This window comes from Streptomyces profundus (assembly GCF_020740535.1).
In the GTDB taxonomy this organism is placed as follows: Bacteria; Actinomycetota; Actinomycetes; order Streptomycetales; family Streptomycetaceae; genus Streptomyces; species Streptomyces profundus.
The window spans coordinates 6,805,911-6,821,731 of record NZ_CP082362.1; the positions used below are offsets into that span (position 1 = coordinate 6,805,911).

At 72.9% G+C, this 15,821-nt stretch carries 13 protein-coding genes; 8 read left to right on the plus strand and 5 right to left on the minus strand.

Features of this window, described 5'->3' with window-relative positions; all coding sequences use genetic code 11:
* Positions 1–115 precede the first annotated feature (115 nt).
* The gene (locus K4G22_RS28565; protein ID WP_228083348.1) at positions 116–952 is read left to right on the plus strand and encodes a putative protein N(5)-glutamine methyltransferase; all 837 of its coding nucleotides are present in this window, start codon (positions 116–118) and stop codon (positions 950–952) included.
* Between the two features lie 69 nt (positions 953–1,021).
* Complete coding sequence (locus K4G22_RS28570; RefSeq protein ID WP_228083349.1) at positions 1,022–1,450, plus strand: HIT family protein; 429 nt, start codon at positions 1,022–1,024, stop codon at positions 1,448–1,450.
* Here K4G22_RS28570 and galE read toward each other — a convergent pair.
* The 4 genes from galE to K4G22_RS28590 form a co-directional block, all read right to left on the minus strand.
* Positions 1,447–2,457, minus strand: a complete 1,011-nt coding sequence (galE, locus tag K4G22_RS28575) for a UDP-glucose 4-epimerase GalE (RefSeq protein ID WP_228083350.1) — start codon at positions 2,455–2,457, stop codon at positions 1,447–1,449. The two genes, K4G22_RS28570 and galE, sit on opposite strands and share 4 nt — an antisense overlap.
* A gap of 122 nt (positions 2,458–2,579) precedes the next feature.
* Positions 2,580–4,400, minus strand: a complete 1,821-nt coding sequence (locus tag K4G22_RS28580) for a galactose-binding domain-containing protein (RefSeq protein WP_425336761.1) — start codon at positions 4,398–4,400, stop codon at positions 2,580–2,582.
* A gap of 161 nt (positions 4,401–4,561) precedes the next feature.
* The gene (locus K4G22_RS28585; protein ID WP_228083351.1) at positions 4,562–5,623 is read right to left on the minus strand and encodes a LacI family DNA-binding transcriptional regulator; all 1,062 of its coding nucleotides are present in this window, start codon (positions 5,621–5,623) and stop codon (positions 4,562–4,564) included.
* A gap of 124 nt (positions 5,624–5,747) precedes the next feature.
* On the minus strand, positions 5,748–6,653 hold the full coding sequence (locus K4G22_RS28590; protein WP_228083352.1) for a LysR family transcriptional regulator: 906 nt from the start codon (positions 6,651–6,653) through the stop codon (positions 5,748–5,750).
* A gap of 97 nt (positions 6,654–6,750) precedes the next feature.
* Between K4G22_RS28590 and K4G22_RS28595 the strand changes: the two genes are divergently transcribed.
* The 3 genes from K4G22_RS28595 (at position 6,751) to K4G22_RS28605 (ending at position 9,341) form a co-directional block, all read left to right on the plus strand.
* A complete protein-coding gene (locus K4G22_RS28595) occupies positions 6,751–7,164 on the plus strand; it encodes a RidA family protein (protein WP_228083353.1) in 414 nt (137 codons plus the stop codon).
* Positions 7,161–8,039 carry an NAD(P)-dependent oxidoreductase gene (locus K4G22_RS28600; protein ID WP_228083354.1) on the plus strand — a complete coding sequence of 293 codons (879 nt, stop codon included), beginning with the start codon at positions 7,161–7,163 and terminating at the stop codon, positions 8,037–8,039. Before K4G22_RS28595 ends, K4G22_RS28600 begins: the two co-directional genes overlap by 4 nt.
* A gap of 63 nt (positions 8,040–8,102) precedes the next feature.
* Positions 8,103–9,341 (plus strand): ROK family transcriptional regulator, encoded by a 1,239-nt coding sequence (locus K4G22_RS28605; RefSeq protein ID WP_228083355.1) that lies wholly within the window; start codon positions 8,103–8,105, stop codon positions 9,339–9,341.
* A 71-nt stretch (positions 9,342–9,412) separates the two neighbouring features.
* On the opposite strand, the gene K4G22_RS28610 is transcribed toward K4G22_RS28605, so the two are convergent.
* The gene (locus K4G22_RS28610) at positions 9,413–9,835 is read right to left on the minus strand and encodes an ATP-binding protein (RefSeq protein WP_228083356.1); all 423 of its coding nucleotides are present in this window, start codon (positions 9,833–9,835) and stop codon (positions 9,413–9,415) included.
* A 421-nt stretch (positions 9,836–10,256) separates the two neighbouring features.
* Between K4G22_RS28610 and K4G22_RS28615 the strand changes: the two genes are divergently transcribed.
* The 3 genes from K4G22_RS28615 to K4G22_RS28625 all read left to right on the plus strand — a co-directional run bounded on the left by K4G22_RS28615 (position 10,257) and on the right by K4G22_RS28625 (position 15,819).
* Positions 10,257–12,683 carry a Tex family protein gene (locus K4G22_RS28615; protein WP_228083357.1) on the plus strand — a complete coding sequence of 809 codons (2,427 nt, stop codon included), beginning with the start codon at positions 10,257–10,259 and terminating at the stop codon, positions 12,681–12,683.
* 157 nt (positions 12,684–12,840) lie between these two features.
* Positions 12,841–13,839 (plus strand): acyl-ACP desaturase, encoded by a 999-nt coding sequence (locus tag K4G22_RS28620; RefSeq protein WP_228083358.1) that lies wholly within the window; start codon positions 12,841–12,843, stop codon positions 13,837–13,839.
* 366 nt (positions 13,840–14,205) lie between these two features.
* The gene (locus tag K4G22_RS28625) at positions 14,206–15,819 is read left to right on the plus strand and encodes an ABC-F family ATP-binding cassette domain-containing protein (RefSeq protein ID WP_228083359.1); all 1,614 of its coding nucleotides are present in this window, start codon (positions 14,206–14,208) and stop codon (positions 15,817–15,819) included.
* Positions 15,820–15,821 lie beyond the last annotated feature (2 nt).

Sequence of the window (15,821 nt, forward strand, 5' to 3'; positions counted from 1 at the left end):
GGGTGAGCCCGATCACCGTCAGGTCAGCTCGGTTGCTCCCTTCCCTGGGTCCCGGAGCCGTCACGCGATAGGTGACGGGGCCGAGGGGGAGCGCCCCGCGCGTGAGAGGCCCCGCATGCTCCCTTCCGTCAGCTCCACCGATCCCACCCCTCCCTCCACCGCTGATTCCTCCCCGGCCGCGCCCCCGCCCTGGATCGTGGCCCGGCTGCGGGCCGCCGGGTGTGTGTTCGCCGAGGACGAGGCGGCCCTGCTGGTCGCCGAGGCCGGCGAGGATCCGGCCGCCGTCGAAGCCCTGGTGGCCGGCCGCGAGTCCGGCCTTCCCCTGGAACACGTGCTGGGCTGGGCCGAGTTCCACGGCCTGCGCGTGGTGGTGCGGCCAGGCGTCTTCGTGCCGCGCCGGCGCACCGAGTTCCTGGTGCGCCAGGCCCTCGCCCTCGCGCCGCGCCCCACCGTCGCCGTCGACCTCTGCTGCGGCTCGGGCGCGGTCGGCGCCGCGCTGCTCGCGGCGCTGCCCGACGTCGAACTGCACGCCGCCGACCTGGACGCGCGGGCGGTGCGCTGCGCCCGCGCCAACCTGGGCCCGGCCGGCCGGGTGTACCAGGGCGATCTCTACCAGCCGCTGCCGGCGCGGCTGCGCGGCCGGGTCGACCTCCTGGTGGCCAACGCGCCCTACGTTCCCTCGGCCGCGGTCCCGCTGCTGCCCGCCGAGGCGCGGTCGCACGAGCCGCTCACCGCCCTTGACGGCGGCTCGGACGGCCTCGCGGTGCTGCGCCGGGTGATCGAGGGCGCGCCCGACTGGCTCGCGCCCGGCGGGAGTCTGCTGGTGGAGACCAGCCGCGCCCAGCGCGCCGAGGTGGCCGCGAGAATGGCCGCGCACGGTCTCACCCCCAGGCCGGCGACCTGCGAGGAATGGGAGGCGACGGTCCTGATCGGCCGCCGGCCGGCCGGCTGAGCGCTCCCCGCCCGTAATCCGCCGCGGCGCCGGGGCGCGCTGGTTAAACTCCCTGTCCTGGAGGCTTCGATGAACGAGCAGCCCTGCGTCTTCTGCGCCATCGTGCACGGCGAGGCCGAGGCCAGCGTGGTGCACCAGGACGAGACCGTGCTGGCGCTGATGGATCTGCGCCCCGTCACGCCCGGCCATCTGTTGGTGATCCCCCGGAACCATATCGTCGGTCTGGCCGACCTGGACGCGGCCACCGGCGCGGCGATCTGGCAGCGCGCCCACCAACTGGCGGGCGCGCTACGCCGGTCAGGGCTCCGCTGTGCGGGCGTCAACTTCTTCCTGGCCGACGGGGAGGCCGCCTTCCAGGAGGTCTTCCATCTGCATCTGCATGTCTTCCCCCGCTACGCCGGCGATCGGTTCCGGATCTCGGCGGACTGGCGGGAGCGGCCCCGTGCGGAGCTGGACGCCGCCGCCGCCCTGATCAGGGCGGCGGCGGCGTCCAGCTAGGGCCGACGGTCGTCCTCGCCCAGCACCCCGGCCCGTACGGCGGACCAGTCGAGGGCGTGGCTGATGCCCTCCGCCAGCGAGAACTCGGCGCGCCAGCCCAGCAGTTGGTGGGCACGGTCGGAGCGGGTGTAGGCGCCGGCCACATCGCCTGGCCGGCGGGGTGCCTCGACGGCTTCGAGCGGACGGCCCGTCACCTCGCGGTAGGCAGCCAGCAGTTCCCTGACCGTGGTGCCCCGCCCGGTGCCCAGGTTGATCACCGTCGCGGTGGTGCCGCCCTCGAAGAGCCCGTCGAACGAGCGCAGCGCCGCCAGATGCGCGGTGGCCAGATCCCAGACATGGACGTAGTCCCGGATGCCGGAACCGTCGCTGGTGGGGTAGTCGGTGCCGGTGATCCGGAACGGGACTCCGTCCTGGTCGGCGAGGAGCAGCTGCCCCAAGGCATGGCTGGGACGGGGGAGTTGGAGCCCGGTGCGGAGCTTGGGATCGGCGCCGATCGGGTTGAAGTAGCGCAGCGACAGCACCCGCAGCGGCGTGCCGGCCGCGATGTCGGCGAACATGCCCTCGCAGACCGTCTTGGTGCGCGCGTAGGGGCTGACCGGGTCCAGCGGGGAGCCCTCGTCGACGGTGAGGTCGTCGCCGGCCCGGTAGATGGAGGCGGAGGAGCTGAAGACCAGCCGGTGGCACCCGTTGCGCAGCAGATGGCCGACGAGGTCCAGGCTTCCGACCACATTGGTGCGGTAGTACCCCATCGGGTCGGCCACCGAGTCGGGGACCACGATCAGCGCCGCGCAGTGGATCACGGCGTGGATGTCGGGATGCTCGGCGAAGATCCGGTCCACCAGGGCACCGTCCGCGATATCGCCCTCGTAGAACGCGCGGCCCGCGGTGAACTCCCGCCGCCCGGTGGCGAGGTTGTCCAGCAGCACGGGGGTGATCCCGGCGTCCAGCGCGGCCGACGCGATCGTGCTCCCGATGTAGCCGGCCCCGCCGGCGATCAGCACCTTCACCGCGGTCTCCCCTCCGTCGTCCCCGCCCCGTCCACCGGAAACCCTAGCCCGGGCAGCGGAACGGCCCCGACGCGGAGCGCCGGGGCCGTTCCTGGGGGAGGAGCGATGGTGCGGGCGGTCGTTCAGGAGGAGTACACCCCGAACTCGAAGAGCGAGTAGCCCCAGCCGGTGCCGCGTTCGGTGCCCAGCACCCGGACGTAGCGTCCGGAGCCGTTCACGTCCACGGTCTCGACCCCGCCGCCGCCGGCGGTCTCCGTGTGGATCGCGGTCCAGTCGTCGCCGTTCTCCGAGACCTGGACCTCGTAGGCCCGGGCGAAGGACGTCTCCCAGTAGAGCTGGACGGTGTCGATGGAGGTGGTGGCGCCCAGGTCGACCTCAAGCCACTGCGGGTCCTCCCACGCGCTGGCCCAACGGGTGGTCGGGTCACCGTCCGTGGCGTACTCGGGGAAGAAGGGCGCGCCGTCCCCCTGCTCCTGGAAGGTGGAGGCGGTGGTGTCGGCGCCCAGCGCGACGTTGGTGCCGTCGACCGGCGGGGCGACGACCCGGATCGAGGCGGTCTCGATGCCGAGGTGCCCCTGGCCGTCCCTGGCCGCCAGGTACACCTTCCACACCCCAGGACGGGTGGGCGCGGTGACGGTGAAGCCGCCGTCACCGTTCTCGGTGAACTCGGCGGTCTCCAGCGCGCCGCCCTCGTCGATGTACTTGCTGTTGAGCAGCACCTCGTACGCGATGGCGTCGCCGTCCGGATCGTTGACGGAGGCGCTCACGGTGAAGTCGGCGCCGGCCGGGACCGAGGTGGCGTCGCCATCGACGGCGAAGTCGGTGATCACCGGCGGGGTGTTGGACGGCGCGTCGCCCCCGAAGATCTCGGAGACGGCGTAGTAGGAGAGCCGCTTGTCGCCGCCGGGCAGCAGGTTGAACCACACGCCGCCGAAGTCGTACTCCAGGCCGTAGTGGAAGAGCGTGGCGCCCAGGGCGACACCCTCGTGGTCCATCAGGCAGTCCCAGGCGGCCTGGTAGCCCTCGGCCTTGGCGACGTCGCTCGGTTCCAGCGGAACGCCGTTGGCGTCGTCGTCGACCTCCCACTCACCGGCGGGCCCGCCCTCGGTGAGGATGTAGGGGCGGGTGTAGCCCTCGTCGATCCAGGTCTGCTGGATGTCGCAGACGGCGTCATAGGAGTTGACCTGGAGCAGGTCGAGGTCGGGCGAGTACGCCTCGTAGTACTCCCAGGCGCCGGTCCAGGCGTCGGTCGAGGTCACCGGGTGGTTGGAGTCCAGCGCCTTGATCTCCAGCGCGGCGATGTTGACGAACTCCGCGTAGGCGATCCGCTGGGCCTCCAACTCGGCGCCCTCGTAGCAGTTCTGGAGGCCGAGCACCGACTCGTTGCCCACGCTCCACATCAGCACGGCGGGGTGGTCCTTGTAGGCGTCCACCCAGATGTTCATGGCTTCGAGCTGTTCGCCCTTGTAGTCCCAGTCGTTGACGTAGTCCACGCAGCCACCGCTGCCGGGACCGCCGCCGGGCTGGAGCCAGAAGCCGGCGATCACCCGGACGCCGTTGGCGGCCGCGGCGTCGAACAGCGGCTCGCTGCTCGCGTCGGTGCCCCAGGTGCGGGTGGTGTTGACGCCCATGGAGGCCAGGTCCGGCATGTAGTTCGCGGCCTGGTCGGCGGGCGGGCCCCAGGTCAGTCCCTCGACGGTGTAGGGCGCGCCGTCCACGGTCAGCTCCCAGCTGCCGTCGCCGCCGGTCACCTCGACCACGCTGGCGGCGGTGAGGCCGACGTCCGAGTCGGCCCCCCCGGCGTCGCTGGGGGAGGCGGTCGCGGTCTGGTTCGCCACCGTGAACACGCCGCCGAGCAGGGCCAGCACGGCACCGACGACCGCGACCGGGCGTCCTCGACGTGACCGTGACGTCCGTTTCGACGTCTCTTTCCTGTGCAGCACAACTTCTCCTTAGCGCGGGGGCGGCCGTGGCACTCGTCCGGGTGCGCGGTACGACCGAAAGGGAGGGAGAGCGCTCTCCCGAAAGAGACTGGCCCCCGTGCGGAGGTGTGTCAACGCCCGTGCAAGGTTCCGGATCGAGAACCGGGGAAGCGGCCGGCCGCTCAGGCGGACTGGCGCACGACCAGGGTCGGTTCGAAGATGACCGAGGTCAGCCGCCGGTCGGGCTGGTCCACCCGGTCCAGCAGCAGCCGGGTCATCTCGGCGGCCATCTCCTCGATCGGCTGCCGCACCGTGGTCAGCGCCGGACGGCTGGACACGGCCGCGCTGCTGTCGTCGAACCCGACCACCGCCACGTCCTGCGGCACCCGGCGGCCGTGCTCGCGCAGCACGTGCAACGCCCCCTGGGCCATCAGGTCGTTGGCCGCGAACAGGCCGTCGAGAGCGGGCTGTTCGGCCAGCAGCTTGGTCATCGCCTGCTCGCCGCTCTCCAGCGTGAAGTTGCCCTCCACGGTGGGCACATAGGGGTGCCCGTGCCGGGCCATCGCATCGCGGAAGCCGGCCAGCCGGTCCTGGCTGGCCAGCACGTCCAACGGCCCGGTGATGCTGGCGATGTGCTGGCAGCCCTTCGCGACCAGATGGTCGGCGGCCAGCCGCCCACCGTCCCGGTGGGCGACGTCCACATAGCTGATCGGGATGGGCTTGGGGGGTCTGGCGAAGAGCACACAGGGCAGCCCGGCGCCGACCAGCAGCTCGGGCAGCGGGTCCTGCGCGTGGATGGAGACCAGCAACGCCCCGTCGGCGTGCCCCTGCCGCAGGTAGCTGACCACCTGTTTCCTGGCGTCCGTCGAATCCGCGAGCATCAGCACGGGGTGCATGCTCCGGCGGCGCAGGAAGCCGACAACGCCGGTGGTGATCCGGCCGAAGAAGGGGTCGGCCAACAGCTGGCCCTGGAACGCGGCTTCCTGGCCCTCGTCCGCCGGCTCGTCCTCGTTGGCGCCCGAGACCACGAGGGCCACCGACCCCGCGCGCTTGGTGACCAGCGAGCGCGCGGCCCGGTTGGGCACATAGCCGGTGCTGGCGATCGCCTGGCGGACCACGTCCTGGATGCTGGGGTCGACGTTGCGAATGCCGTTGATCACGCGGGAGACGGTGGCCCGGGAGACGCCCGCCTCCCGAGCCACGTCTTCCAGCGTCGGGGACCCCTTGGCCGGACGATCGCTCATGGTGGCCTTTATAACACACTCAGAGAGCGCTCTCCCATTGTTCTCCCAGCGCTGCTCCGGGCTCTCCCCGGCCGTCGGCGCCGGGCTGCTCCGGCGGTCGGCAGAGGGGGCGGTCGGGGTGGGTTCAGACCTCCGGACGGGCGTCCGCCGTCGCCGTCCGGGTCAGCGCGCGGACAAAGGCGTCCAGCGGTGCCGCAGCCGATCCCGGCCGCCGACGGGTCGCGGCGTAGACGCTGCGGCGCGGTGGATCGGCGAGCGGACGGATCAGCGCATCGGGGCGGGGCGACGGGAGGAGCAGCCGGGGCGCCAGCATCACGCCGTGCCCTTCGGCGACAAACGCCTGCTTGCCGAGCCAGCCGCCGCACTCGACGTCGATGCGCGGGGTGAAGCCGGCTCGCGCACACGCCATGGCGAGCGCGGAAGCGGCGCCCTCGTAGTCCTCCACCCAGGTCTCCTCGGCCAGTGCGGCGAGCGGCACGACGTCCAGCGCCGCCACCGGATGGTCCCGGGGCAGCACACAGACCAGCGGATCGTCCAGCAGCGGCGTCACGGCCAGGTCGGCGTGCGCCGGCAGCCCCGGCGGGTAGCTGGTGACGACCGCGCAGTCGAGATCGCCGTCGAGGAGCCGGGGCAGCAGCGTGGGGGTGACCTCCTCGGTGAAGGTGACGCGCACCAGGGGCACTTCGGCGGTGAACGCCGTCAGGGCCCTGGGCAGGAGGGACGCCACCGCGCTCGGCACGGAGCCGACCCGCAGGCTGGTGACGGGCTGTTCGAGGGACGCGCGGACATCGCGTTCCGCGTGGTCGACATGTCGGAGGATCGCGGTCCCGTGCGCCAGCAGGGCCTCGCCGGCCGGGGTCAGCCGCACCCCGCGCGCGTGGCGCCGCAGCAGCGGGGTGCCGAGCCCGGTCTCCAGGGAGGCGAGCTGCCGGGAGAGCGCGGACTGGGTGTAGCCGAGCACCCGCGCCGCGGCGGTGATCGAGCCGGTGCGGTGCACCTCCCGGAAGGAGCGGAGGGCGATGAGGTCCATGGCTTCTCACCCTGGACCGCGGCCATGCCGCCGGCGCATGGCGGCCCTGCGAGATATGCGCTGGTGGGATCGGTGGGCGGGATCGGAGGATGCCGTCATGACAGAGACGAAGCTCACGCATATCGCCGCACCGGAGGGCGTCGCGCCCGGCCGGGGCTACACCCAGGTCGTCATCGGGACGGGCCGGCTGGTGGCGATCTCCGGACAGGTGGCGCTGGACGAACGGGGCGAGGTGGTCGGGGAGGACGATCCGGCCGCGCAGAGCCGGCAGGTGTTCGACAACCTGCGCCGCTGCCTGGCGGCGGCCGGCGCCACGTTCGACGATGTCGTCAAGCTCACCTACTACGTGACCGACATCCGTTTCCTGCCGGCCGTCCGCGCGGCGCGCGACGCCCAGGTCGACGTCGAACGCCCGCCCGCCAGCACGGCGGTGCAGGTGTCCGCCCTGTTCGATCCCCGGTTGCTGCTTGAGGTGGAGGCGTTCGCCGTCCTTCGGGAGACCGCGCCATGAGGTCGGCGGTGTGCGGCCTCGGTCGGCTGGGGGCGGCCCTCGCGGCGGCGCTGGTCGCCGACGGTCAGGACGTCAGCGGGTGGAACCGGACGCCCCGGGAGCTGCCAGGGATCCGCGCCGCCCGCACGGCGGCCGACGCGGTCCGTCACGCGGAGGTGGTCGTCGTCGCCGTCTTCGACGGCCCGGCGGCGCGGTCCGTGCTCCTCGGCCCGGACGGGGTCGCCGTGGGCGCCGCTCCCGGCACCCTGGTGATCAACGTGACCACCCTCGCCCCCGAGGAATCCCGTCGGCTGGCGCACGAGGTGCGTGGGGAGGGGCTGCGCTATCTGGAGGCGCCGGTGGTCGGTTCGGTGTCGGCCGTGCGGTCGGGCGCCCTGCGGGTGCTGGTCGGCGGCGCGGAGGAGGACGCGCTGGCCGCTGAGCCCGTGCTGCGGGTCTGGTCGCACGCGGGCAGCCGCCGGCTGGTGGGCCGGGTGGGCGCCGCGTCCGCGCTCAAGCTGGTCGCGAACCTGGCCCTCGGGATCGCGGCGGCCGGGCTGCACGACGCCGTCCGTCTCGGCACCGGCCTCGGCCTGGCCCGCGATGACCTGCTGGACGTCCTCCAGGAGGGGCCCATCGGCCCGCTGGTGGCGGGCAAACGCGACCGTCTCTCCCACGGGGCCTACGCGGCGGCGGACTTCACGGTCGCCGCCCTGGCGAAGGACCTGGCCCTCGCCAGGGCGGCCGTCGACGAGCCCCTGGCCGGTGCGGACGCGGCGGCCCGCCTGGTCGGGCGGGTCGCGGAGCTGGACGGAAGCCTGGACATCGCGGCGCTGGGCGGCGAGCCGGCACGCGCGGGGGAGAGGGTGCCCGCCGCGGCACAGGACCTCGGCTGAGCTGGGGGCCGGGGGCGTCCCGGGCCCCGTTCGCCCAGGTAGGTTGGCTCAGCGGAGGAACACATGGCTGAGGCGAAGAAACAGACCGTGCGCGACCTGCGGCGTGCCAACCGCGCGTCGCTGCTGCGCCAACTCTACTTTCACGGCCCCCTGAGCCGGCATGAGTTGGGGCAGGCCATCGGCCTCAGCTCGGGCACGGTGAGCAACGTCACCAGCGGGCTGCTCGCCGACGGCCTGCTCGCCGAGGCCGGCTCGGTGGAGTCCGACGGCGGGCGGCCCCGCACCCTGCTGCGGGTCGCGCCGGACTGCGGGCGGTTGATCGGCGTCGACGTCGGCGAGACCCGGGTGCGCGTCGAGCTGTTCGACGTCACCCTGACCGAGCTGGCCAGGACGGAGTACCCCCTCACGGACGCCGGTTACGACGTGCGCACGGTGGTGCGGCACATCGGCGACGGGATCGCCGCCGTGCTGACGACGGCCGGCGTCCCGGCGGATCTGCTGCTGGGGGTCGGCGTCGGGGTGCCGGGGATCGTCGAACAGGACCCGGCCGTCGGCGCCGTGGTGCACAGCGCGACGGTGGGGTGGGACGCCGTCCCGTTGGAGTCCCTGCTGCGCGCGGCGGTCGACCTGCCGGCCACCGTCCCCTTCCGGGTGGCCAACGGCGCCCGCACCTTCGGGCAGGCCGAGATGTGGTACGGCGCGGGCCGGGGCAGCCAGGACGCGGTGATCGTGCTGTGGGGCTCGGGCGTCGGCGCCTGCATCGTCACCGGCGGCGAGCCCTACGGCGGAACGGGCAGCGCCGCCGGTGAGTTCGGCCATGTCACCCTGCGGCTGGCCGGCCGCCGCTGCCGCTGCGGGGCCCTTGGCTGCCTGGAGGCCTATGTGGGAGCGCACGCCCTGCTGGCACGGTGGGCCGAGGCCGGCGGCGAGGTGGACGCCTCGGACCATGAGGCGGCCCTGGGCGCGCTGCTGGCGGCGGCCGAGGGCGGCGACGGGCGGGCGGTCGAACTCCTCGCCGAGAGCGCCGAGTTCCTGGGCGCGGGGATATCCGATCTGATCAACCTCTTCAATCCGGAGCGCATCGTGGTGGGCGGCTGGGCCGGCCTCCTCCTCGGCCCCCGGCTGCTCCCCGAGGTGCGTCGCGCCGCCGACGCCTACGCTCTGCCACATCCGGCGGGCCGCAGCACCATCGGCCTGGGGCGGCTCGGCCCCGACGCGGTCACGGTGGGCGCGGCGACCCTGCCCCTGGCCGACTTCCTCGCCCGAGGCGGCACCCGGGCGGCGGTCGGGGCTTCCGCTTAGGCCCTGTCCGGTGCGGCCTGTGGACGGCGCGCGGCATGGGCCGCGCGCCCCCGCGATGCCGGCGCCGTCCCTCAGAGGTGGCCGGAGTCGTCGCCGCGCACCGTGACCCAGACGCGCTTGCCCTCGTCGACCGGCTCGAACCCGAGGTCGTCCGCCATCTCTCGCAGCAGCCAGAGACCACGGCCCGCCTCGGCCGTCCAGTCGGGCAGCGTGATCGTGGGCAGTGTCCGGGAGCGGTCCAGCACGCTCACCCGCACGGTGTCCTCGTCCAGCGCCAGCTCCAACCGGCAGCGGGGGTCCGGCACATGGCGCGCGACATTGGACAGCAGTTCGGTGACGCCGTGCAGCACCACCTCCGTGACCCTGGGCGGTTGCCCCCATTCGCGCATCGCCAGCGAGGCCAGCCGCCTGAACCGGGCGAGATCCTCCCGCCGGGCGGTCAACAGCCAGCTGTGGCCGCGACGTTGGGTGCCTGTTTCCTCGCTGGTAAGCATCGTGAACCCTTCAGTTGCCGCACGGGAGTCAGGGAGTGACTGCGCTGCGTTATGTCTCGCACCCTGCCCCTCTCGCGTGGCAGTCCGCAAAGAATTCAGCTGCACGTGTGCCGTTCATATCACTCGAAGGAGTGGTGGAGTTGACGGACCCTCAGATTGCTGGCCGAGGCGTTGAGCTGGGGCGGTCGTCCGTGGTCACGGCGCGATCGGCCCCGGCCGACCGGTGGCCTGCTGCCGCCGAGCGTAGTGCGCGGAACGGCCGCACTCCAGGGGGCGCGCGCCGCTCGTCGACGTTCCGGTACCGGGCGCCCCGGCGGACGGAAAGGAGCCGGGGCGCGCGTGCCTGACCGCCCGACTGTCGGTGCCTCCTGCCACAATGCACAGCGCGGCGCAGGGCGCGCCGGGGAAGCGGAGCGTGATCGTGAACGAGCCTGTCGCAGGCCGGTCCATCGAGGGCAGGATCGCCGAGGAGCTGGGCGTCCGGGAAGGACAGGTGAGGGCGGCCGTCGAACTGCTCGACGGCGGCTCGACGGTGCCGTTCATCGCCCGCTACCGCAAGGAGGTCACCGGCACCCTCGACGACACCCAGCTCCGGGCGCTGGAGGAACGGCTGCGCTATCTGCGGGAGTTGTCCGAGCGCCGGGAGGCCATCCTGGAGTCCATCCGCTCCCAGGGCAAGCTGGACGAGGCCCTCGCCGCGCGGATCGCCGCCGCCGACACCAAGGCCAGGCTGGAGGACATCTACCTCCCCTACAAGCCCAAGCGGCGCACCAAGGCCCAGATCGCCCGCGAGGCGGGGCTCGAACCGCTGGCCGACGGGCTGCTCGCCGATCCGGCGGTGGCGCCGCCGGCCGCCGCCGCGGCCTTCGTCGACGCCGAGCGGGGCGTCGCCGACGCCGACGCGGCCCTCGCCGGCGCCCGCGCCATCCTCACCGAGCGCTTCGGCGAGGACGCCGACCTCCTCGGCGAGCTGCGGGAACGCATGTGGCGCGGCGGGCGGTTGGTGTCCCGGGTCAGGGAGGGCAAGGAGGAGGCCGGCGCCAAGTTCGCCGACTACTTCGCGTTCGCCGAGCCGTTCGCCGAACTGCCGTCGCATCGGGTGCTGGCCATGTTCCGGGGTGAGAAGGAGGACGTCCTTGAGCTGACGTTGGAGCCCGAGGCGGGCGCCGACGAGACGGGCCCCTCCGCGTTCGAGCGCGCCATCGCCCACCGCTTCGGCGTGGCGGACCGGGGCCGGCCCGCCGACGCCTGGCTCGCCGAGACGGTTCGCTGGGCCTGGCGCACCCGCATCCTGGTGCACCTCGGCATCGATCTGCGCACCCGCCTGCGCACCGGGGCCGAGGACGAGGCGGTGGCCGTCTTCGCCGCCAACCTCAGGGACCTGCTGCTGGCCGCCCCCGCCGGCACCCGCGCCACCATGGGCCTCGACCCGGGGCTGCGCACCGGCGTCAAGGTCGCCGTCGTCGACGCCACGGGCAAGATCGCGGCCACCGACACGATCTACCCCCACGCCCCGCAGCGCCGGTGGGCGGACTCCCTGGACCGGCTGGCCGCCTTGGTCGCCGAGCACGGCGTCGAGCTGATCGCCATCGGCAACGGCACCGCCTCCCGCGAGACGGACAAGCTGGCCGGCGAGTTGATCGCCAGGGTCGGCGAGTCCCGGCTGACCCGCATGGTGGTCTCCGAGGCGGGCGCCTCGGTGTACTCCGCCTCCGCCTTCGCCGCCCAGGAGCTGCCCGATCTCGATGTGTCGCTCCGGGGCGCCGTGTCGATCGCCCGTCGTCTCCAGGACCCGCTGGCCGAGTTGGTCAAGATCGATCCCCGGTCGATCGGCGTCGGTCAGTACCAGCACGACCTCTCCGAGGTGAAGCTCTCCCGCTCGCTGGACGCGGTCGTGGAGGACTGCGTCAACGGCGTGGGCGTGGACGTCAACACGGCGTCCGTGCCGCTGCTGTCCCGGGTCTCCGGCATCGGGGCCACCCTCGCGGAGAACATCGTCACCCACCGTGACGCCCATGGCCCGTTCACCGGCCGCAGGGCGCTCAAGCAGGTGCCCAGGCTCGGCCCCAAGGCCTTCGAGCAGTGCGCCGGCTTCCTGCGCGTCCGCGACGGCGACGACCCGTTGGACGCCTCCGCGGTGCACCCGGAGGCGTATCCGGTGGTGCGGCGGATGGTCAAGGCCACGGGGGGCGAGGTCGCCGCGCTGCTGGGCAACGCCTCGGCCCTGCGCGCCCTGCGGCCGGCCGACTTCGTCGACGACACCTTCGGGCTGCCCACCGTCACCGACATCATCGGCGAGTTGGAGAAGCCCGGCAGGGATCCGCGCCCCGCCTTCCGCACCGCGCGCTTCAAGGAGGGCGTCGAGGCGCTGAAGGACCTGGCGCCCGGCATGGTCCTGGAGGGCGTGGTGTCCAACGTCGCGGCCTTCGGCGCCTTTGTCGACGTCGGCGTGCACCAGGACGGGCTGGTCCATGTCTCGGCCATGTCGCGGAAGTTCGTCTCCGACCCGCGCGAGGTCGTCAAGCCGGGGGACATCGTCACGGTGAAGGTGCTGGACGTCGACATCCCGCGCAAGCGGATCTCGTTGACGTTGCGTCTCGACGACGAGGCCGCCCCCGCCGGCCGCTCGGGCGGCCCCGACGGCGAGCGCGGCGCGGCCCCCCGGCAGCGGGACCGCCGGGGCGGCGGCGCCCCGCGCGGCGGTGGTGGCGGTGGCCAGCGCGGCGGCGGTCAGCGCGGTGGTGGTGGCGGTGGGCAGCGCAAGGGCGCGGCTCCGCCGGCCAACAGCGCGATGGCGGACGCGCTGCGACGCGCCGGGCTGGTCAACCGCGATCGCGGCGGGCGCTGACAACTCCCTTGAGCGGTAAGCCGGGTGGCGGTTTCCCAGGCGGCCGGGGCCTCAGGGCCCTGGCCGCCTTCCTTGTGAATTGGCCCGCACTCGCTTGCCAGACGCACGAGTAACAACTTACGGTGCCGTAACCTACGGTGTCGTAAGTAGTTCTGGAATGCGCACGGGAGATCATGTGACGCTCGACTCAGCCCATCCCACCGGCAGATCTGGCGGCTGGACCGACGCCCGATTGATTTACGCGTTGGAGGAGGTCGTCGAGACCGAGTTGAACCGCCACCTCAAGGTGGCGAAGGACTGGATGCCGCACGAGTACGTGCCATGGAGCCAGGGCCGCGACTTCGACGGTCCGCTCGGGGGCGAGCCCTGGTCCCTCGACCAGTCGAAGGTGACCGACGTCGGCCGTACCGCGCTGGTGGTCAACCTGCTGACCGAGGACAACCTGCCCAGCTACCACCACGAGATCGCCTCGATCTTCGGCCGGGAGGGCGCCTGGGGCACGTGGGTGCACCGCTGGACCGCCGAGGAGGGGCGGCACGGCATCGTGCTGCGTGACTATCTCCTCACCACGCGTGCGGTGGACCCGGTCCAGCTGGAGAACTTCCGGATGGCCCACATGTCGGAGGGCTTCGAGTCCGACAACCAGCACTCCATGCTGCACTCCGTGGCCTACGTAGCCTTCCAGGAGCTCGCCACCCGTATATCGCACCGGAACACCGGCCACGAGTCGGGAGACCCCCTCTGCGACCGGCTGCTGGCCCGGATCGCCACCGACGAGAACCTGCACATGGTCTTCTACCGCAACCTGCTCCGCGCGGCCTTCGAGATCGCGCCGGACCAGACCATGCAGGCCGTGCGGGACGTGGTGGTCGACTTCCGGATGCCGGGCCACGGCATCCCCGGCTTCGAGCGGGCCGCGGCCCGGATGGCCATCGGCGGCATCTACAACCTGCGCATCCACCTCGATGACGTGATCCAGCCGGTGCTCCGCTACCTCAAGGTGATGGAGATCACCGGGCTGAGCCCCGAGGGGCTCAAGGCCCAGGACGAGCTGGGGTCCTTCCTGGGCGGCCTGGACGCCGAGGCCAGGGTCTTCGACGAGCGGCTCGCCGCCCGCCGGGCCCGGATCGAGGCCCGCGCCGCGCGCCAGGGCTGACCTGGTCGGCCGTGCCCCGGGCGGCGCGGCCGGCCCAGGCCGGCGAGTAGGACGAGGGCCGTCGAGCCGGGGTTGAGGTCGCTTGCCCCGGCCCGACGGTCCTCGTTACACTCGTTCGCGTCTCTGTTGTCGGCGTCGGGGGTTCCGTTGCGTATCTGAGGTCATGACACCGCGAGCCCATCGGCCCGTGCCATCCGCCGCGTCTCACGCGGCAGCACGAGTGCCACGCCGCGCGGATGACCTCGGAAGCCACGGCATCGCTCTCCCCTCGTCGTTCTTCCCCGTCAACTCGGTGCCCGATCCGGGCCCGGTGTCTCCCTGTGTCACCCGATATCCAGCGATATCTCCCACACACGCGGAGGCCCTGTGTCCTTTACCGGCACCACCCATATCTCCTGCCACCGGCTGACGTTCGACTGGCCCGACGGCAGCCGGCTCTTCGACGGCCTCGACCTGGCCATCGGCCCGGGCCGCACCGGCCTCATCGGCGTCAACGGCACCGGCAAGTCCACCCTGCTCAAGCTGATCGCCGGCGAACTCACCCCGCTCTCCGGATCGGTCCGCGTCGACGGGGAGGTCGGCTGTCTGGCGCAGCACCTCCCGCTCGACACCACGCTCCGCGTCGACCAGGTGCTCGGCATCGACCGCACGCGGGCGGCGCTGCACGCCATCGAGAGGGGCGACGCGGCCGAGGAGCACTTCGCCGCGGTCGGCGACGACTGGGACATCGAGGAGCGCACCCGCGCCATCCTCGACCAACTCGGCCTCGGACACGTCGGCCTTGACCGTCAGGTGGGGCGGATCTCCGGCGGCGAGTCGGTGCTGCTGCGACTCGCGGGGCTGCTGCTGAGCGGCCCCGACGTGCTGCTGCTCGACGAGCCCACCAACAACCTCGATCTGCGGGCCAGGGAGCGCCTCTACGAGGCGGTCAGGTCCTGGCGCGGCGTGCTGGTCGTGGTCAGCCACGACCGTGAGCTGCTGGAACGGGTCGACCAGATCGCCGATCTGCGGGAGGGGCGGGTGATCCGCTTCGGCGGCACCCTCTCCGCCTACGAGGACGCGCTCGCCGTCGAGCAGGAGGCGGCCGAGCGGACGGTGCGGGCCGCCGAGGCCGATGTCCGCCGGCAGAAGCGGGAGCTGATCGAGGCGCACGAGAAGCTGGCCGGGCGTGCCAGAGCCGGCAAGAAGGCGGCGGAGACCGCCGGGCTGCCCAAGATCGTCGCGGGGGCCAGAAAACGCGCCGCCGAGGTCTCGGCCGGCAAACACCGCATCCTGCACGAGGAGCGGCTGGCCGAGGCGAGGGAGCGCCTCACCGAGGCGGAGTCCGCGGTCAGGGACGACGACGAGATCCGCGTCGACCTGCCGGGCACCGCCGTGCCCGGCCGCCGTCGGGTGCTGACGCTGCGGGAGCTGGAGCTGCGCAACGGCACCAGGGCGGACGTCGAGGTGCTGGGTCCCGAGCGGATCGCCCTGGTCGGCGCCAACGGGGCGGGCAAGAGCACCCTGCTGAACACCGTCGCCGGCCTGCTGGAGCCGGTGGCCGGCGAGGCGGACGCCCATGTCCCGCTGCGCTATCTGCCGCAGCGGCTCGATGTGCTCGACGGCGAGCTGAGCATCGCCGAGAACGTCCACGCCCTGGCGCCCACGGCCAGGCCGCAGCAGGTGCGCGCCCAACTGGCCCGCTTCCTGTTCCGGAAGGACACCCCGGCCCAGCGGGTGGACACCCTCTCCGGGGGCGAGCGGTTCCGGGCCACGCTGGCCGCGCTGATGCTGGCCGAGCCCGCCCCGCAGCTGCTGCTGCTGGACGAGCCGACCAACAACCTCGACCTGGCGAGCGTGCGGCAGCTGACCTCGGCGCTCAACTCCTACCAGGGCGCCCTGCTGGTCGCCAGCCACGATCTGCCGTTCCTCCGTGGCCTCGGCATCACCCGCTGGCTGGCCATCGAGGAGGGGGAGTTGACGGAGACCGGGCCCCGCTGAGG